The 17,332-nt window shown below is 67.2% G+C and carries 17 protein-coding genes; 2 read left to right on the top strand and 15 right to left on the bottom strand.

The features are described from left to right. Positions 1 to 7: 7 nt before the first annotated feature. The gene (locus ACG04R_RS08410; RefSeq protein ID WP_394408043.1) at positions 8 to 724 is read right to left on the bottom strand and encodes a TonB family protein; all 717 of its coding nucleotides are present in this window, start codon (positions 722 to 724) and stop codon (positions 8 to 10) included. Between the two features lie 169 nt (positions 725 to 893). Between ACG04R_RS08410 and ACG04R_RS08405 the strand changes: the two genes are divergently transcribed. Then, a complete protein-coding gene (locus tag ACG04R_RS08405) occupies positions 894 to 1,247 on the top strand; it encodes a phage holin family protein (protein WP_394408040.1) in 354 nt (117 codons plus the stop codon). Positions 1,248 to 1,372: 125 nt separating this feature from the next. On the opposite strand, the gene ACG04R_RS08400 is transcribed toward ACG04R_RS08405, so the two are convergent. Continuing rightward, positions 1,373 to 2,977: a M48 family metalloprotease gene (locus ACG04R_RS08400; RefSeq protein ID WP_394408037.1), complete on the bottom strand. Its 1,605-nt coding sequence runs from the start codon at positions 2,975 to 2,977 to the stop codon at positions 1,373 to 1,375. A 97-nt stretch (positions 2,978 to 3,074) separates the two neighbouring features. Here ACG04R_RS08400 and moaC point away from each other — a divergent pair, with 97 nt between their 5' ends. After that, positions 3,075 to 3,563: a cyclic pyranopterin monophosphate synthase MoaC gene (gene moaC, locus ACG04R_RS08395; protein WP_394408034.1), complete on the top strand. Its 489-nt coding sequence runs from the start codon at positions 3,075 to 3,077 to the stop codon at positions 3,561 to 3,563. Position 3,564: 1 nt separating this feature from the next. Here the strand turns inward: moaC and ACG04R_RS08390 are convergent, their stop codons facing one another. From ACG04R_RS08390 to ACG04R_RS08330, 13 genes are all read right to left on the bottom strand, one after another. Continuing rightward, a complete protein-coding gene (locus ACG04R_RS08390) occupies positions 3,565 to 5,271 on the bottom strand; it encodes a PglL family O-oligosaccharyltransferase (protein ID WP_394408031.1) in 1,707 nt (568 codons plus the stop codon). Positions 5,272 to 5,298: 27 nt separating this feature from the next. After that, positions 5,299 to 6,870: an NAD(P)/FAD-dependent oxidoreductase gene (locus ACG04R_RS08385; protein WP_394408028.1), complete on the bottom strand. Its 1,572-nt coding sequence runs from the start codon at positions 6,868 to 6,870 to the stop codon at positions 5,299 to 5,301. Then, positions 6,867 to 7,277: a GtrA family protein gene (locus ACG04R_RS08380; protein ID WP_394408025.1), complete on the bottom strand. Its 411-nt coding sequence runs from the start codon at positions 7,275 to 7,277 to the stop codon at positions 6,867 to 6,869. The genes ACG04R_RS08385 and ACG04R_RS08380 overlap by 4 nt, the downstream gene beginning before the upstream one ends. 2 nt (positions 7,278 to 7,279) lie before the next feature. Continuing rightward, a complete protein-coding gene (locus ACG04R_RS08375; protein WP_394408022.1) occupies positions 7,280 to 9,160 on the bottom strand; it encodes a hypothetical protein in 1,881 nt (626 codons plus the stop codon). A gap of 96 nt (positions 9,161 to 9,256) precedes the next feature. After that, a complete protein-coding gene (locus tag ACG04R_RS08370; RefSeq protein WP_394408019.1) occupies positions 9,257 to 9,736 on the bottom strand; it encodes a pilin in 480 nt (159 codons plus the stop codon). Positions 9,737 to 9,981: 245 nt separating this feature from the next. Beyond that, complete coding sequence (locus ACG04R_RS08365; RefSeq protein WP_394408016.1) at positions 9,982 to 10,767, bottom strand: MBL fold metallo-hydrolase; 786 nt, start codon at positions 10,765 to 10,767, stop codon at positions 9,982 to 9,984. Between the two features lie 239 nt (positions 10,768 to 11,006). Then, entirely contained in the window at positions 11,007 to 11,666 is a 660-nt protein-coding gene (locus tag ACG04R_RS08360) for an FHA domain-containing protein (RefSeq protein ID WP_394408013.1), read from the bottom strand. Between the two features lie 48 nt (positions 11,667 to 11,714). Continuing rightward, on the bottom strand, positions 11,715 to 12,512 hold the full coding sequence (locus ACG04R_RS08355; protein ID WP_394408010.1) for a Stp1/IreP family PP2C-type Ser/Thr phosphatase: 798 nt from the start codon (positions 12,510 to 12,512) through the stop codon (positions 11,715 to 11,717). Further along, positions 12,509 to 13,639, bottom strand: a complete 1,131-nt coding sequence (locus ACG04R_RS08350) for a serine/threonine-protein kinase (RefSeq protein ID WP_394408007.1) — start codon at positions 13,637 to 13,639, stop codon at positions 12,509 to 12,511. The genes ACG04R_RS08355 and ACG04R_RS08350 overlap by 4 nt, the downstream gene beginning before the upstream one ends. Before the next feature lie 10 nt (positions 13,640 to 13,649). Next, positions 13,650 to 14,345, bottom strand: a complete 696-nt coding sequence (locus ACG04R_RS08345) for a TerC family protein (protein ID WP_394408004.1) — start codon at positions 14,343 to 14,345, stop codon at positions 13,650 to 13,652. 213 nt (positions 14,346 to 14,558) lie between these two features. Beyond that, positions 14,559 to 15,452: a succinate--CoA ligase subunit alpha gene (gene sucD / locus ACG04R_RS08340; protein ID WP_394408001.1), complete on the bottom strand. Its 894-nt coding sequence runs from the start codon at positions 15,450 to 15,452 to the stop codon at positions 14,559 to 14,561. Between the two features lie 18 nt (positions 15,453 to 15,470). After that, a complete protein-coding gene (gene sucC / locus ACG04R_RS08335) occupies positions 15,471 to 16,631 on the bottom strand; it encodes an ADP-forming succinate--CoA ligase subunit beta (protein ID WP_394407998.1) in 1,161 nt (386 codons plus the stop codon). 25 nt (positions 16,632 to 16,656) lie between these two features. Then, the gene (locus tag ACG04R_RS08330) at positions 16,657 to 17,232 is read right to left on the bottom strand and encodes a DUF2889 domain-containing protein (protein WP_394407995.1); all 576 of its coding nucleotides are present in this window, start codon (positions 17,230 to 17,232) and stop codon (positions 16,657 to 16,659) included. Positions 17,233 to 17,332: the final 100 nt, after the last annotated feature.

The raw sequence follows: 17,332 nt of genomic DNA, 5'->3' as shown, positions 1-17,332 counted from the left end.
AAGCGGGCTAGCGGTCCAGTTCGTAGGACATCGGTGCAATGACTTCCCACTCGATCGGCTGGCCGTTCTCGGTCTGCGGCACGAAGCGCGCAGTGCGGATGTCGAGCAGCGCCTGTTCGTCCAGTCGCGCGAAGCCCGAGGATTTCGCGAGCGCGACCTCGCGCGGCAGGCCTTTGACATCGACGACGACGCGCACGTGCACGACGCCGGACTCCTTCAACCGCCTGGACATCAGCGGCCACGTCATGCGTGGCTCCTTCAGCCAGCGCACCGCGCTGGCGGGGATGCGCTTGATGGCCGGCGTGGGCGGCGGCGTGACCTGCACCGGCGGCGCGGGTGTGGCCTGCACCGGTACGGGCGTCGGCGGAGGCGGTGGCAGCGCCGCGACGACGGGCGACGGGGCCGGCGCGGCTGCCACGGCGATCAGCGGCGGCTCGACCATCGTCAGCGCGGGCACCTTCATCTCCGGCATGGCGACCGGCGTGGGCGGCAGCGGCTTGGGCGGCTCCGCCGGCGCGATCAGGCGCACCACGACTGGCGCGACTTCGACCAGCTTGCGCTTGACGTCCTGCACGCGGCTCAGGCCCCAGAAGGCCAGCACGTGCAGCACGGCGATACCCACCAGCAGCAGCCGGCGGCTGCGTGGCGCACGGGACACCTCGGCATAGCTGGGCTGCGACGTGCGCGGCTGCGCGTGCAGCACCGCCGCGGGTTGCGTGGGCATGGCAACCGGCGATGGGGCGACGAAGGCGAGAGCGGGCTTCACGGCAGAACAAGGAATCGGTGACAACCCGAAAATACTAACACGAATGCGAACGATTCCTATTTAATGACTGACGATTGAGGCGAGCACGCGACAGCCTGGCGACGCGTCCGCTGGCTATGCTCGCGCCATGAAAATCCTCATCCGTTGGCTGATGCTGGCCGGTGCGCTGCTGCTGGTCGCCCACCTCTACCCCGGTGTCGTCGTCAAGAGCTTCACGTCGGCGCTGATCGCGGCGCTGGTGCTGGGCCTGCTGAACACGCTGCTGCGGCCCGTGCTCGTGCTGCTGACGCTGCCGGTGACGGTGCTCAGCCTGGGCCTCTTCCTGTTCGTCATCAACGCGTTGATGTTCTGGGCTGCCGCCTACCTGCTGGACGGCCTGGCCGTGGCCGGTTTCAGCGCGGCGCTGATCGGCTCGCTGATCTACAGCCTGTGCGGCATGGTCATCGACGTCGTCATCGAGCGGCTGTTTCCGCAGGAGTAGGTTCATTCGCCCAGGCCGGCCCGTTTGGCGATGTGCAAGCGGCTTGATGCCGCTTGCATCGCCGTCCCCTCGGGGGATCGACTGGCCTTGCCCGCGTTCAGCGCGGCAGGGCCGGGCGAGGGGCGTCAATTCGGCAGTTCAACGTCCGGCGGGATATAGCGGCCCTTGTACATCTCGCCCAGGATGGCCTGGCGCTGGTAGACCAGCGTGCGCAGGCGGGCGTCGATGACCGAGGCCTCGACCTGGTCGGCATCGCGTGAGCGCGACTGGCGCAGGCCCGAGCGCAGGCGGTCGATGGCGCCGTTGAGGTCGCCCGCGGCGGCTCGTGTCTCGGCCTGGGCGCGCACCGCGCGCAGCGGCTGGCCCAGCTTCTCCCAGATCAGCGACAGCTCGTGCCAGGCCAGCGCGTCGTTAGGCTCCAGCGAGACATGCGTCTGCAGCGCATCGGCGGCCTCGCGCAGCTGCGGGCCGGAGACGTCCGCGGGCCCCGCGGCCAGCGCCAGGCCCACGCGCTGCATCAGCATCGGGCGCGACTTCTCGCCGCCCAGCGAGTCCAGCGCGGCGATGCCTTCCATCGGCCGGCCGCGCGCCTCGGCGAGCTCCGCGCGCAGATAGGTCAGCAGCCGGCTGGCGGCCGCGGTCTCGGTGGGGCTGGGGTTGATGAGCTTGAGCGTCACCTCGGCGCTGCGCAGCGTGGCCTCGGCGCGGTCGAAGTTGCGCAGCTTGATGGACGACAACGCCGCCGCGTAGCGCGCGCCGAGTTGCTCGTAGCCGCCACTGTCCTTGATGTTGCGGGCGCCGGCGTCGTAGTTCTCCAGCACCTTCCAAGCCTCGACGCGCGGGTCCTGCAATGCGCGGGCGCGGCCGGCGATCAGTGCGTGCTCGGCCAGGCCGCGCGGACGCGAGAAGGGCTCCAGCGCCAGGCGCGTGCGCGCGTTGCCGATGCGTTCGCTGGTCAGCGGGTGCGAGCGCAGGTACGGGTAGGCGCCGTCGTCCATCAGGTGGTAGGCCTGCTCCATGCGCTCGAACATGCTCACCATGCCGGCACCGGAGAAGCCCGCCTCGACGAGCACGTTGAAGCCGACGCGGTCGGCCTCGCGCTCCATGTCGCGCGAGAAGTTCAGCGACAGCTGCGTGGCCGCGGCCTGGCCGCCGATGATGCCGGCGTTGGCCATGTCGATGTTGCCGCGCGTGGCGGCCAGGATGCCCAGCAGCAGGCCGGCGACGGCGACCATGCTGTTCTTCGAGTCACCCGCGATGCGGCGCGCGATGTGGCGCTGCGTGATGTGCGACAGCTCGTGCGCCAGCACCGACGCGAGTTCGTCGCGCGAGACCGTCATCGAAATCAGGCCCAGGTGCGTGCCGACGAAGCCGCCCGGCAGCGCGAACGCGTTGACGCTCTTGTCGCGCACGAGGAAGGGCTCCCACGCGAAGCGCGCCTGCGTCTCGTCGCCGATCTGGCCCAGCTTGCGAGCGGCCTGCACCAGCGGCCGCCAGATGCCTTCGAGGTACTCCTGCAGGATCGGGTCCTGCACGTAGTCGGGGTCGATGCGGATCTGGCGCATGACCTGGTCGCCCAGGCGGCGCTCGGAGCCGACGTCGAGATCCTGCGAGACCGCATCGCCCAGCGCCGGCAGGTTGACCTGGGCATTCAGCGGCGCGCCGGGCAGGGCCAGCGTGGCGGCTGCGATCAGCGTCAACAGGGGGCGGGTGACAAGCAACTTCTTCATCGAACGGGAACTCCGGCCGTCAGCAGCCATCTGCCTATGATGCCTGCAACTCGAACCCCGAACGTTTCGTGAAGATGAAGCCCCTCCCCACGCTGCCATGACGAGCCCGCTGACCCATTTCGACGCCCAGGGCGAAGCCCACATGGTTGACGTGTCGGCCAAGGCCGAGACGCACCGCGTGGCGGTCGCTGCGGGCGAGATCCGCATGCAGCCCGCCACCTTCGCGCTGATCGCCAGTGGCACCGCGAAGAAGGGCGACGTGCTGGGCGTGGCGCGCATCGCTGCCATTCAGGGCGCCAAGCGCTGCAGCGACCTCGTGCCGCTGTGCCACCCGCTGCCCATCACGCGTGTGAAGGTCGACTTCGAGCTCGACGAGCCCGGCAGCCGCGTGCTGTGCCGCGCACAGGTCGAGACACTGGGCCGCACGGGCGTGGAGATGGAGGCGCTGTGCGCCGTGCAGGTGGGCCTGCTGACCATCTACGACATGTGCAAGGCCGCCGACCGCGGCATGGTCATTGATCGCGTGCGCGTGCTGGAGAAGCAGGGCGGCAAGAGCGGCGACTGGCACGCCCCCGACGCCGCTTAGCTCAACGCAGTGTCCGCCAGTCGACGACACCCGAGGCCGGCTGGCACTGCACCATGACCGGTCCAGAGGCCGGTGCGCCACAGCTCTCGAACCACGTATCACCCGTCGAGTTGCGGAACTCGCGCAGTCGGTCGGCGAGGAAGCGCGCACCGTTGATGTCTCCCGTCGCCTGCAGCGAGAGCGACCAGTGCATCAGCAGCCGCGCGTCGATGAGGCTGAAACCGGTGCGCCGCGCGGCGGCCAGCGCGGCGGGGCCGGGCGGCAGGCTGGTCGCGGCCGCGTAGTCGGCCTGGTGGCCGAAGAGCGGCGAAGCCTGGCCGGTGGTGATGCGCTCGCCCAGCGGAACGGCGTCGGCGCTCGGGGCATAGATGTCGGCGATGCGCTGGTAGTCCACCACGGCGAACAGGCTGCCCGCGATCAGCAGAGCCCCGACGAAGATGCCGGGCGCTGCCGGCGCGGGCGTCTCGGTGTCGGCTGCCGGCAGGGCTAGGCCCAGCGCGAAGCAGGCGGGCAGCAGGAAGTAGGCGTACCAGAGCGGGTACTCCAGCAGGCTGTGCAGACCGATGGTCAGCACGATCATCAGCGCCATGCGACGCAGCGGGGCGTCGTCGCCCTGGCCGGTCGCCGCTCCGTGCCACGCCTTCACGATGGCCCAGCACAGCAACCCGAGCACAGTACCCGCCCAAGGCAGACCCAGTTCGACGGCCAGCTGGGACGCGATGTTGTGCGTGTGGTCGAAGAAAGCGATGGGGCGGGTCGGGAACGGCGTCAGGCTCCACGCGAAATTGAACTCGCCCCAGCCCACGCCCGTCAGCGGGTTGGCCTTCGTCAGCGCCCAGGCATCGCGCAGGATGGCCAGCCGCGACGGCGAGCCAGCGCCCTCGGCCAGCCTCGAGGCCCCGCGGAAGGCGTGGCCGCTTTCGGTGGACCACATCGACATCAGCCACCAACTTGCACCCAGCATCAGCGGCGTTGCCAGCAGGCTCAGGCGGGCGCTGCGCGAGAGGCTGCGATCCACCACACCCCAGACAGCCAGCATGCCAACGCCGATGTAGCCGGTGCGCGATGCGCTCAGCACGACGGTGAAGACGAAGGCCGCCAGCAGTGGCGGCAGCAGCCAGCGCCAGCCGCGCCGCTCGGTCACGTAGACAGCGGCGATGGCGGCCCACATCATCAGGCTGGCCAGGTGGTTTGGCTGGCGCAGGTTGCTGACCGCGCTGCCCACGACGCCAGAGCGGGCAATGATGATGCCGTCGGCCAGATCGGGCGCGAAGACCTGCACGAGGCTGATGACGACGCTGAGCAGACCGGTGGCGAGCAGTCCCCAGCACAGCGACTCGGCGGCAACGTGACGCGCCTGGCGCGACAGGCCCTGCGCCAGCACCAGCACGACCAAGCCGGCGCCAATGACGGCGACGGCGTTCAGCCCCAGCGACAGCGGCAGCGAACGCCAGGCGACGGATGTGATCGGGGCGACGAGCAGCAGCGCCATCGCCAGCGCCGCGGGGCTCTTCAGGCTGATGCGCCAACCGGGCGATGAGGATGCCCAGAAGACGAGCGCGAGCCCCCAGCCGGCGAGGGCCAGCAACTGGTTGTAGAGCGTGGCGGCCGGCGTCTGGTTGAAGGCCAGCAATGGCGGCAGCGCGGCCGCGATGACGATGCTGAACGGCGCGGCATCGGCCGCGGCGGAAGGGGTCTGGGACGACATGGGCGCGGATGATGGCACGCTGACGCCTCAGGTCGTCTTTGCCGTGTCTTCGTGATAGTCGTCGTCGATGTTGACGTCCCAGATCGCGTCTCGGCCGGCGCCGCCGTTCATGATGGCCTGCGCGGCCAGGCGCGCGGACAGCATGGAATGGTCCTGGTTGTTGTAGCGGTGCATGCCGTTGCGGCCGCACAGGAAGAGGTTGTCCAGGCCGTCCAGCCAGCCGCGCAGCTCGTCGAAGCGTTCGAAGGCCGAGCCGAAGTAGCCTGGGTAGGCCTTGGGCTGGCGCAGCACGGTGGCATCCAGCAGCTCGGCCTCGTCGGCCAGGCCCAGCTGCTGCATCTCGCGCACGGCCAGGGCCTTGAGCTTGTCCTCGCTGAGTGCCCACAGGTCGTCGTCGTCGCGGGCGAAGAACTCCAGCCCCAGCCAGACCGTGTCGGGGTCGGCCACCATGTAGGGGCTCCAGTTGTTGAACACCTGGACGCGGCCGACCTTGACGCCGGGCTCCTGGATGTAGATCCAGTTGTCGCTGACATGCCTTGCCTTGCCGGCCACCTTCGGGCTCATGCGACGGTAGAGCAGGCCCACGGTGATGAAGTCGCGGTACTCGAGGCCGGAGGCAATCGACAGCGTCGGCGCGTCGGGCGCGGGGCGCAGTGCCTGAGCCAGTTCGCGGATGGGCATGGTCGACACGACGGCGCTGGCGTCGAAGCTCTGGCGCTGGCCGTCGGCGTCACGCGCGACGACGCGCTCGACGCGGCGTTCTTGGCGGTGGATCTCGTCGACGGCCCAGCCACGCAGCAGCCGGCCGCCGCGCCGCTCGAACTCGGCCGTGGCCGTCTCCCACATCTGGCCAGGGCCATATTTGGGATAGAGGAAGCTCTCGATGAGCGATGTGTGCTGGCTGTCGGTCTTGCCGGTGACGAGCTTCTTCAGCGCCTGCTTGGCGGCGCTGCCGATCGACAGGCTCTTGATGCGCTGCGCACCCCAGTCGGCGCTGATGTCGCGGCAGGGCACGCCCCAGACCTTCTCGGTGTAGTCCTTGAAGAACTGCCGATAGAGCTGGCGGCCAAAGCGGTTGATGAAGAAGTCCTCCAGCGTGCGCTCGGGCTGGATGGGGCTGGCCGCGGCGGCCATGTAGCTGCCCGCGAACTGCAGGCAGCGCAGCGGCCCCATCTTTCGGACCAGGTCCATGCCGGGCTTGAGCGGGTAGTCGAAGAACTGCCCGCCGAAGTAGATGCGCGACTGGCGACTGCGGATCAGCAGCACCGAGTCGTCCGTCTCGCTGGCCGTGGCCTCGTGTCCGCCGAGCAGGCGCTCCTTGCCCTGGAAGGCCAGGCGCGCATCGCCATTGCCGGCGGCCGGTTGGGCGACCGGCAGCACGTCGCGCCACCAGTCCATGACCCAGTCGGACTTGGAGAAGAAGCGGTGCCCGCCGATGTCGATGCGGTTGCCCTTGTAGTTGACCGTCTTGGAAATGCCACCAATCTCCTGGGTGGCCTCCAGGATGGTGACCTGCGGGTAGCCGGCGCGCAGCAATTCGAGGCCGGCGGTCAGGCCGGCGGGGCCGGCGCCAATGACGAGGGTGGAGGGCTGGGTCATTGCTGCGTGCTGAGCGCTTTGCTGCGAGCCGTGAACAGGAGGGCCTTGCGCAGTGCGAAGTTGAAGACGAATACCCCGCAGGCGCTGGTCAGCTTGGCTGCCAACGGTGCCATGCCGAGCTGTTTGACGAACAGCCACAGCAGCGCCTCGGTCAGCAGCAGCCCGGCGATGCCGATCATGGCGAACAGCGCGAACTCGCTGCGGCTGTCCGCCATGCTGTGCTGAGAAAACACGTGCCGGGTGCTGATCGTGTAGACCAGCATCAGGCCGAGGCTGAAGCCCAGGCAGGCCGACATCGCCAGGCCCACACCCAGACGCAGCGACAGGTTGAATACGGCGGTGTCCAGCGCCAGCGCGGCGGCGCTGGCTGCGAAGTACAGGATGAACTCGCGCGATATCGAGGGCATGGTTAGCTTTCTGGGCGGGTCAGCTGAGAACAGGCGTAGAGGGCGAAGGTCTGGGGTACGTCACGCCGTTGAGGTAGCGTCCATGTGGCCAGAGGCTCTGGCTTGAGCCGATCAACGAGCACAAGGAAGTCAGGGGGATCAGGCTGGGAGCACAAGGTCACCAACCGCTCATTGGTCGGCATGTCGCAGTGGGCGAGCGCCTTGCGATTTCGAGTGAATTGAGCGCCGGTACGGCATCGCTCGCGATCGTCCCTGATTGGGCGATACGTCTCCCGTCGGGGCGCATAGATCAGCGCAGTTTGGCGGTTAAACAGCACACCGGCGCCCTGCTGCTCGGAGTAGTGGCTTGCCCTCTCCAGCAGGCCCCACACAGGGATCAACTGGTTGGGCCAATAGACGGTTGCTCGATCTGGCACCAGGTCCGAGAACGGGTGAGGGCGCTCGGCGGGTGACTCGATGGCACGAGCCAGGTCGGTGCGCTGGTCCCAATGAGCCAGGGACAGGCACAGCAAGAGGCCGCTGACCACTGCGGCGAGGCCCGCCCCGGCGCGACGCCAGCGTGCGAGGTGGAGCAGGGCGGCGAAGGCGGAAAAGGCGATCGTCGGGAAGGCCATGATCTTCACGGCGCTTGCAAACCACTCGCCGGGTAACTCCCAACTTTGTTGCTCAACGACCGCATCCAGTTGGTATGCCGTGAGTCCGAGCAAGCCGATCAGGATGCCGCTGCAGGCAAGCATCACGGTCACCCGTGTGACGTGGCTCGTGCGCCAGGCCAGCAACGAGCACAGCCCCCATAGCAGCAGCGTCGCCACACCATGCTCCAAGCCAATGTGGGAATTGAGCAGCGCGAGTCCCAGCGCGCAGGCGCTTGCCTTCCAGAGCCCGTCCATCGACCACAGCCGAGCCACCAGCCAGGGCGCCAAGGCCATGGCCATCAGGTGTGAGACCCAGTGGGCGCGCCAGAGCTGGAGTTGCGTCAATAGCACGGCGTGCAGCAGGTCGACTCCGATCGCAGTCAGGGCGAGCATTGCCACCGTCGTGATGACGGCCGCATAGATCAGCCGTGTCCAGATATCCGTTGGCCGCAGACGTGTCACCGCCAGAAGGACAGCGACGTCAAGCAGTACCGTCAGGTGGTCGTGCAGATTCCAATTGCCGAGAATCAGGTGATGGTTGTTGATGTCGAAGACTGACCACCAATAGGGGTCATAGGTCTTCAGCAGTCCGTCCAGCGGAGGAATGCCTGCCAGCGCCACCAGAAGGGCGGCCGGGATTGAGAGGAGCAGCCATAGCCAGCGTCGGTCGGATTCAGCGAGAAAGCACCAACTCAGAACGATGACGGGCAAGGTCATCAGTGGATGGAAGAACGCCGCGAGAACCTGCAGCCCGACTGCGACGCGGCGCCGGTCGTCCATCAGCGCCGCAAGGCTCCAGAGCAGCGCCGGCTCTGCAAAGGTACGTGCGGTGACGAAAGCCTCGCCGTAACTGAAGACCCAGCCTCCACCGTAAATCGGCGACATGACGGTGTAAGCGAACAGCCCCCAGTAAGGAAGTGGGCCCGAGGGTTCGAAACGTCTCAGCAGTCGGAGCACGGCGCCAGCCATGAGAAGCCAACTGCACATGAGCACTCCCACGTGCGTGGACAACCGCCCGAGGTGCTCATACAGCGGCACCATCAGGTGCGCGTAGATCGAATACTGGTCCTGCGATCCGCCAGAGAAAAAGACGTCCTGGCTCAGAACGGGGACGGTTGAATGGAGCAGTGCCTGGCCAAAGTAGAGAACGCCATCGTGCCTCAGACCCTCATAAGGGTGCGCCATGAACAGCCACGCAAGCACGGCAAGCAACATCGCGAATCGGTGCTTCGGGCGGTCAATAGGCATGCGTAAGCGTTGAATTCCTCGGGAGACAGCAAAAAAGGGGCCGAAGCCCCTTTGTCGTGAGCGCGGGCGGCGATAGCCGCCCTGCTGTCGATTGTCTTAGGAAGACACGTTGTTCTTGGTGATTGCGTTCGTGGCGGCGGGGTACTTCGAAGCGTCGATGTCGGTAGTCGCGGTCCAGGTCACGCTAGACGTGCCGACAGTGGGAGTCCACGAGATCGTCTGGCCGTCAATGCCAGTACCGATGCCCGAAGCCAAGGTCGCCTTGATGACGCCTGCACTGGACACTTCAACTTTGGAAACTTCTTTGGTTGCGGCAGTAGCGGGGATATTTGCGCTGGCGTCACCTTGGCCGCAAGCAGTCGGAGCAGAGCCAGCGCCAACCCCGGTTTCTTGGATGCACAGGGCAACCGCAGCTTTGTACGAATCAACGGCGCTCAGTGCATTGCCGATCTTGGCCTTGATCGTGTAGTCCTTGTACTGGGGAATCGCCACAGCAGCCAGGATGCCGATGATGGCCACGACGATCATCAGTTCGATCAGGGTGAAGCCCTGTTGGGCACGTGCTTTCAGTTGCATGTCAGTTACTCCAGCGAGTGTGAGTGGGTGGGAGGGCAGTCCCCATGAATGCAGGGGGCGTGCCAGCTTTCCGGCCCGTCCGCAGCGTGTGAAAGCGCACGTTTGACCGCTTTCGCAGCCCGCTTCTGACAAAAATGGTCACCTGGGGCTGACGTCTTTTGTCAGCTGCAGCCGACGGGCCAAAAAACGTCAGCCAAGCAAAACGGCGCCCGCAGGCGCCGTTCAGCCGCGAAGGTAACGCCTGCTTACAGCGCCATCTCCTGCCCCGCCACCAGCGCACTGATGCGGTGCGGGCTGGTGAGCGCCTGCACGCCGGCCATGACGGCCTCGACCTCGCCGGGCTTGATGTGGGTGATGCGTACGTCGACGCTGCCGGCCAGCTGGCTCAGTTCGCGGCCCAGTTCGGTCGGGCACAGGTGGCGGCTGACATGGGCGAGTTCGGCCTCGTCGTCGCTGAAGGCGGTCTCGATGACGAGGTGGGACAGCTTCAGTTGCGCCAGCCGCTGCCACAGTGCCGGGTTCGGGCCGGTGTCGCCGGTGAAGACCCAGTGGGCGTGTCCGGTGATGGCGCCGCCGTCGACGGCGAAGCCGACGGCCGGCACGGTGTGGGCGGCGGACAGGACTTCGATGACGCGGCCGTTCAGGTTCAGGCGGTCGCCGATCTGGAAGGGGTGCAGGCTCAGCACGGGCGCTTCGCGGCTCGGCAGGCGGGTGAAGTCGGGCCAGATGGCGCCGTTGAAGATGTGCAGCTGCAGCGCGGCCAGCGTCTCGGGCAGCGCGTGGACCTGGATGGGCGGGCGGCCGGCGGCCGCGCGCAGGCGCAGCACGGCATCGGCCAGCAGCGGGATGCCCAGCACGTGGTCCAGATGGGAGTGGCTGAGCAGGATGTGGTCGATGGCGGCCAGCGCGTCCAGCGGCAGGTCACCCACGCCCGTGCCGGCGTCGATGAGGACATCGTCGTCGAGCAGGAAGGCGGTGGTCTTGTAGCCGGCGGCGATGGCGCCGGAGCAGCCCAAAACGCGGATGTTCATGCGGTGCGTTGGCTCGGTGTCGAGGGGCCTCGCGTCAGGCGAGGTGGAGCCAAGAATGTACGCAGCGGCCCGATATCGGAGGCGGTCGGATTACCGAGTTGGGGGTATCCCAATCGTGAGGAAGTCACAGCCGATCGCGGAGCACGTTTTCCACTCGGCGACTCCCGCCGATCCGGCCCTGCCGGTCGGTCGGAAGCGCCCCTTCGAGGGAGCGGCGCAGCCGTTGCGGAGCGGGTCGATCAGCCCTGGATGAACTGCATCTGCGTGCCGGCCAACTCGATGAGGTCGCCGCTGCGCAGGGCGATCGATTCGCCGGTCAGCGGGATGCCGTTGACGCTGGGACGCTGGGCGCCTTCGACGTGGGCGAACACATAGCCGGTAGGGCGCTTGGTGATCGAGGCCACCTGCACGCCGGGCTTGCCCAGCGTTGTGACGACCTTGCTGAGCGCGACCTCACGACCCGCGGCGGCACCAGTCAGCACCTTGATGGAGGCCGGGCCGACGGCGGCCGCGCCACCACCGAGTCCGCCGAACGATGAGCCAAGCCCGCTGCCCAGACCCGGCGCAGCCGAACCGGGCTTGAGGATCATCGTCTTCTCGTAGTCGCCGCCGTCGTTGAGCAGGAACTTGATCTTGTACTTGCCGATCTCGACGGTGTCGTTGTCAGCCAGCAGCTGCTTCTTGATCGCCTTGCCGTTGATGTAGGTGCCGTTGGTGGAGTTGAGGTCTTCGATGAAGACGTCATTGCCGACCATCTGCAAGACAGCGTGCTCGCCGGAGACGGCGAGGTTGTCGATGACGATGTCGTTGTAGGGCCGCCGACCGAGCGTGGTCTTGTCCTTGGTGATCTGGACTTCCTTGATCACGACGCCGTCGAGCGAAACCACCAGTTTGCCCATGAATGACCTCAAGTTCTGTTGTTCGTGCCGTGACTCTCAGGCGAGGACTTACTGGCCGTTACGTCGTCCGAAGGGCCACCAGCCCCGACCTTCGGTTCGTTGACGGCCCTCCGCGCGGGCCAGGATGAGCGCGATGTTATCGCGGCCGCCGCTGTCATTGGCTGCGTTGATCAGTGCCCGTGCCGCTTCGGGCAGCGTGGGATTGCCATTGAGCAGGTTGGCGATGCTGTCGTCGTCGAGCATGTCGGACAGGCCGTCCGAGCAGAAGAGGTAGGTGTCGCCGGCTTGCACCTCGTGCAGGTGCAGCTCCATCAGCACGGTGTCCTCGACGCCGACGGCGCGCGTGACGAGGTTCTTGTTGCTGGAGAAGGCGGCCTCTTCCACGGTCAGCAGGCCGGCGTCGATCTGCTCCTGCAGCAGCGAGTGGTCGCGTGTGATCTGGGCCAGTCGGCCGGCGCGCAGGCGGTAGCCGCGCGAGTCGCCGACGTGGCCCAGCAGCAGGCCTTCGGGGCGGAACACGCCCAGCACCAGCGTCGTGCCCATGCCGGCGTACTTGGGGTTGGTGTTGGCGGCGTTGAAGATGGCGCGGTTGGCGTTGTCCACGCAGATGTCCATCGCACGCTTGACCTCGCCGGCGCGGGCCTCGCGGCCGGCGTCCTTGAGCCAGCGGCCCAGCTCGCTGCTGACGAAGCTGGTCAGCATCTGGCTGGCCACTTCGCCGGCGTTGTAGCCGCCCATGCCGTCGGCCAGCACCGCCAGGCCGGCGGCCTCGTCAAGGGCGACCGAGTCTTCGTTGTTGTCGCGCGCGCGGCCCACGTCGGTGGCGCTGAAGAACTCCAGGATCATGGGGCTTGGGGTGGCTCGTGGGACTCGCCGGGTAGGGCGGAGGAGCGGCGATTCTGCCCTGCTTCCTCCGGGGTCAAGCGCAGTGTTTGTGCGAAGGCATCATCCTGGGGCTTGACGGCCTCGGGCGTGGCGGGCTCGTTCTGCAGGTCCATGATGAGCACGGCCTCCAGGTCGCGCGCCATCTGCTCTCCATTGGGATAGCGCAGCTCGGGACGCTTCTCCTGCGCGACGGCCAGCACCAGGGCCAGGGACTCCGGCAGGCCGGGTCGGTGAATCCTCACGTCCGGCGCCGGCTCGGTGGCGATCTGCTGCATCAGCCGGGCCATGGACTCGCTCTGGTGCGGCAGCGTGCCCGTCAGCAGTTGGTAGAGCAGTACGCCGAGGGAGTAGAGATCGCTGCGGCCGTCGACCGTCAGGCCGGCCAGCTGTTCGGGCGACATGAAGGATGGCGTGCCCAGCACGAGGCCCGTGCGCGTGCGGCTGCCGTCGCCGACGCGGGCGATGCCGAAATCCATCAGCTTGAGACTGCCGTTGATGCGGTCCAGCATGACGTTGGCCGGCTTGATGTCGCGGTGGATGACGCCCTGGCTGTGCGCATAGTCCAGCGCCCGTGCCAGCCGGGCGCCGATCTGCACGACCTCGCGCACCGGCAGCAGCTGGCCGGGCTTCGTGAACAGGCTGAGGTCGCGGCCCAGCACGTACTCCAGCGCCAGCCAGGCGTCGCGGCCGTCCTGGCCGGCGTCGACGACCTGCAGGATGTCCGGGTGCTGCAGCGCGCGCGCGGCGCGGGCCTCGCGCATGAAGCGGTCGCGCACGTCGGCGAGGTCTTCACTGGAGAACTCGCGGCTCAGCGCCAGGCGTTTGATGGCGACCTGGCGGCCGGTGGAGCGCTGCGTGGCCTTGTAGACGATGGCCATGGCGCCGCGGCCGATCTCGGCGCCGAGTTCGAAGTCGTGCAGATCCGGCGGCGTGCTGCCGACCTCGGCCTGCGTCGGCGGGGTGTCGTCGGCCAGGGTTTGCTGCGATGTGGGTGACACCGACGGCTCACCCGGCGGCGCGTCATCGGCGCGGCCGACGAGGCGCTGCCAAAGTCCGCCCAGCTTGCCGGGGATGCCGCCGCTTGCCATGCGGCCGATCTTAGGCGGCCTCGCGCCTGCCGCGGCGGGCGCGCGCAAGGCCGACGGCGACGACGAGGATGGCGCAGCCGATGCTGACGGTGTAGTCCAGCTCGTGCAGGTGGGCCTCGAACCAGTCGTGCACGGCGGCGTCGGTCGTGGCCATCTCGCCGGCGACGAAGCCCAGCAGCGCCGCGCCCAGGGTGATGATGGACGGGAAGCGCTCCATCAGCTTCAGCAGCAGCGTGCTGCCGAAGATGATCAGCGGAATGGACAGGCCCAGGCCGATGACCAACAGCAGCATGCGGTCGTTATCCGGCGCGCTGTTGGCAGCGGCCGCGACGGCGATGACGTTGTCCAGGCTCATGACGAGATCGGCGACGAGGATGGTACGGATGGCCACCCAGACGCTGTTGCTGGCATGGACCTCGGCGTCGGCATCGTTGTCGGCCAGCAGCTGGATGCCGATCCACAGCAGCAGCACGGCGCCGGCCAGCTTCAGCCACGGCAGCTGCAGCAGCTGCACCGCAAACAGCGTCAGCACGACGCGCAGCACGATGGCCGCGCCGCTGCCGAACACGATGGCCTTCTTCTGCTGGGCCGGGGCCAGGTTGCGTGCCGCCAGCGCGATGACGACGGCGTTGTCGCCCGACAGCAGGAGGTTGACCCAGACGATCTTGAGCAGGGCGATGAAGAAGGTGGCGTTCAGCAGGTCCATGCAGGTGCGAGGTTGGTCTCCGGAGTGTCGTTGCGGCCGGCGACCTTGTGCCTGCGTGCAACTACGCAGCTAGCAATCGGCAAAAGAAAAGGGCCGTTCTATGAACGGCCCTCGTCAGACGCTGGGGCAGGTTTACAGCAGTGCCTTAGTTTCGGCCCGCCGCTTGTGCGGCTTCACATCCGCTACGCGGATATGAGCCTGCCCTGAAGGACTTCAGAGAAGTCCTTTCAGCAGCTTGCCCATCTCGGACGGGTTGCGCGTGATCGTGAAGCCGCACTCTTCCATGATGGCGAGCTTGGCATCCGCCGTGTCGGCGCCACCGGAGATCAGCGCGCCGGCGTGGCCCATGCGCTTGCCCGGAGGGGCGGTGACGCCGGCGATGAAGCCGACGATGGGCTTCTTCATGTTGGCCTTGCACCAGCGGGCGGCTTCCGCTTCGTCCGGGCCGCCGATCTCGCCGATCATGATGACGGCGTCGGTGTCCGGGTCGTCGTTGAAGGCCTTCATCACGTCGATGTGCTTGAGGCCGTTGATCGGGTCGCCACCGATGCCGACGGCCGACGACTGGCCGATGCCCAGCTCGGTCAGCTGCGCGACCGCTTCATAGGTCAGCGTGCCGGAGCGCGAGACCACGCCGATGCGGCCCTTGCGGTGGATGTGGCCGGGCATGATGCCGATCTTGATTTCTTCGGGCGTGATCAGGCCGGGGCAGTTGGGGCCCAGCAGCAGCGTGCGCTTGCCGCCGGCGGCTTCCTTGGCCTTCATCTTGTTGCGCACTTCCAGCATGTCGCGGACGGGGATGCCTTCCGTGATGCAGATCGCCAGGTCCAGGTCGGCCTCGACGGCTTCCCAGATGGCCGCAGCGGCGCCCGCGGGCGGCACGTAGATGACCGAGACGGTCGCGCCGGTCTGGCCGGCGGCTTCCTTGACGGTCGCGTAGATGGGGATCTCGCTGAACTTCTCGCCGGCCTTCTTGGGGTTCACGCCCGCGACGAAGGCGTTCTTGCCGTTGGCATAGGCTTGGCAACCCAGCGTGTGGAACTGGCCGGTCTTGCCGGTGATGCCCTGGGTGATGACCTTGGTGTCTTTGTTGATGTAGATCGACATTTCTCTTACTCCTGGGCGTTAGGCAACAGCGGCGACGATCTTGGTGGCCGCTTCGGCCATCGTGTCGGCGGCGATGATGGGCAGGCCGGATTCGGCCAGCATCTTCTTGCCCAGTTCTTCGTTGGTGCCCTTCATGCGCACGACCAGCGGCACGGACAGGTTCACGGCCTTGCAGGCGGTGATGACACCTTCGGCGATGGTGTCGCACTTCATGATGCCGCCGAAGATGTTGACGAGGATGCCCTTCACGCTCTTGTTCTTGAGCATGATCTTGAAGGCTTCGGTGACCTTCTCGGCCGTGGCGCCGCCGCCGACGTCCAGGAAGTTGGCCGGCTCGCCGCCGAACAGCTTGATGGTGTCCATCGTGGCCATGGCCAGGCCGGCGCCGTTCACCAGGCAGCCGATGTTGCCGTCCAGCGAGATGTAGGCGAGGTCGAACTTGGAGGCCTCGACTTCGGCGGGATCTTCTTCGTCCAGGTCGCGGTAGGCGACGATCTCGGGGTGGCGGAACAGCGCGTTGGCGTCGAAGTTGAACTTTGCGTCCAGGGCCATCAGGTTGCCCTTGCCGTCGCGGTTCAGCGGGTTGATTTCAACCAGCGACGCGTCCGTGTCCATGTAGCACTTGTAGAGCTTGGCGAACAGGTCGACGGCCTGGTCGACCGTGTGGCCTTCCATGCCGATGGCGGCGGCGATCTTCTTGGACTGCTCGGTGGTGATGCCGGTCAGCGGATCGATCACTTCGGTGACGATCTTCTCGGGCGTGCTGTGGGCCACCTCTTCGATGTCCATGCCGCCTTCGCTGGAGGCGATGAACGCGACCTTCTGCGTGGCGCGGTCGGTCACCAGCGAGATGTAGAACTCCTTGCCGATGTCGGCGCCGTCCTCGATGTACAGGCGGCGGACCTTCTGGCCTTCGGGGCCGGTCTGGTGCGTCTTGAGCTGCATGCCCAGGATGGCCTCGGACTTCTCCTTGACGTCGTCGATGGTCTTGGCGACCTTGACGCCGCCACCCTTGCCGCGGCCGCCGGCGTGGATCTGGGCCTTGACGACCCAGACCGGGCCGCCCAGCTTCTGGGCTGCTTCAACGGCTTCCTGCACGGTGAAGGCCGGGATGCCGCGCGGCACCGGCACGCCGAACTGGCGCAGGATTTCTTTGCCTTGGTATTCGTGGATTTTCATGGCTGGGTCTTTCGGGTCGGGGAAGTCAGGAAGCGGTCGGTACTGGTTCTGGGGTCGCCAGATGCCAGCGTGGATAGAACTTGGCAACGGTCGCCCCATCGCGGCGCAGCGCGTGGCAGCGGTCGAGCTGGAAGGGCGGGTTGCCGTCGGCATCGCCCTCGCGGGTGTCGATGATGGAGCCGGCCATCGCCTGGATGAAGGCCGTCGGCAGGATCTGGCACAGCTCGGTGAGGTGGGTGCAGCCCTGGGTGCCGCTCAGGCGTTCGGCGACGTCCTGGCGGAAGCCCTTCAGCAGGTTCAGGCCGACGAGTCGCGCATAGGCATTGCCGTGCGCGGCGCAGGCCTCGGGGTAGGGCATCCACAGCGTGTCGGACGAGGCGGCGGTGATTGTGAGCGTCGCGTCGATGGTCAGATGCAGCTGCATCTGGTGGATCGGATCGCCGGCCTTGCGGGGGACGCCGGCCAGCGGTACGTCCTGCGACTTGGTGTCGATGAGGCTGGCTTCGACGTCGAACAGGCCATCTTCACGCGCGAACACCTGCACATCGAGGGCGCGGCGGTGCAGCGGGCGGCGCGTGACGGACGGGTGAACGGGACGCATGGAACGGAGCGGGCGAAACGACCCGGCCGGTGCCGGGGACAGCGGGTGGAGGCGACTCTCAGGGCCGCTATGCCAAGGAGCTCGGGGCGTGTAACCGGAT

Origin of the sequence: Pelomonas candidula, from assembly GCF_043555985.1 — a bacterium.
Taxonomy (GTDB): Bacteria; Pseudomonadota; Gammaproteobacteria; order Burkholderiales; family Burkholderiaceae_C; genus Pelomonas; species Pelomonas candidula.
This window is presented reverse-complemented; position numbering and strand designations above follow the sequence as displayed.

Coding starts and splice junctions, on each gene's coding strand:
- ACG04R_RS08350 (WP_394408007.1), bottom strand. CDS start 13,639: ATGGCAAGCGGCGGCATCCCCGGCAAGCTGGGCGGACTTTGGCAGCGC.
- ACG04R_RS08385 (WP_394408028.1), bottom strand. CDS start 6,870: ATGACCCAGCCCTCCACCCTCGTCATTGGCGCCGGCCCCGCCGGCCTG.
- ACG04R_RS08360 (WP_394408013.1), bottom strand. CDS start 11,666: ATGGGCAAACTGGTGGTTTCGCTCGACGGCGTCGTGATCAAGGAAGTC.
- ACG04R_RS08370 (WP_394408019.1), bottom strand. CDS start 9,736: ATGCAACTGAAAGCACGTGCCCAACAGGGCTTCACCCTGATCGAACTG.
- sucC (WP_394407998.1), bottom strand. CDS start 16,631: ATGAAAATCCACGAATACCAAGGCAAAGAAATCCTGCGCCAGTTCGGC.
- ACG04R_RS08375 (WP_394408022.1), bottom strand. CDS start 9,160: ATGCCTATTGACCGCCCGAAGCACCGATTCGCGATGTTGCTTGCCGTG.
- moaC (WP_394408034.1), top strand. CDS start 3,075: ATGACGAGCCCGCTGACCCATTTCGACGCCCAGGGCGAAGCCCACATG.
- ACG04R_RS08355 (WP_394408010.1), bottom strand. CDS start 12,512: ATGATCCTGGAGTTCTTCAGCGCCACCGACGTGGGCCGCGCGCGCGAC.
- sucD (WP_394408001.1), bottom strand. CDS start 15,452: ATGTCGATCTACATCAACAAAGACACCAAGGTCATCACCCAGGGCATC.
- ACG04R_RS08405 (WP_394408040.1), top strand. CDS start 894: ATGAAAATCCTCATCCGTTGGCTGATGCTGGCCGGTGCGCTGCTGCTG.
- ACG04R_RS08330 (WP_394407995.1), bottom strand. CDS start 17,232: ATGCGTCCCGTTCACCCGTCCGTCACGCGCCGCCCGCTGCACCGCCGC.
- ACG04R_RS08400 (WP_394408037.1), bottom strand. CDS start 2,977: ATGAAGAAGTTGCTTGTCACCCGCCCCCTGTTGACGCTGATCGCAGCC.
- ACG04R_RS08390 (WP_394408031.1), bottom strand. CDS start 5,271: ATGTCGTCCCAGACCCCTTCCGCCGCGGCCGATGCCGCGCCGTTCAGC.
- ACG04R_RS08365 (WP_394408016.1), bottom strand. CDS start 10,767: ATGAACATCCGCGTTTTGGGCTGCTCCGGCGCCATCGCCGCCGGCTAC.
- ACG04R_RS08410 (WP_394408043.1), bottom strand. CDS start 724: ATGCCCACGCAACCCGCGGCGGTGCTGCACGCGCAGCCGCGCACGTCG.
- ACG04R_RS08345 (WP_394408004.1), bottom strand. CDS start 14,345: ATGGACCTGCTGAACGCCACCTTCTTCATCGCCCTGCTCAAGATCGTC.
- ACG04R_RS08380 (WP_394408025.1), bottom strand. CDS start 7,277: ATGCCCTCGATATCGCGCGAGTTCATCCTGTACTTCGCAGCCAGCGCC.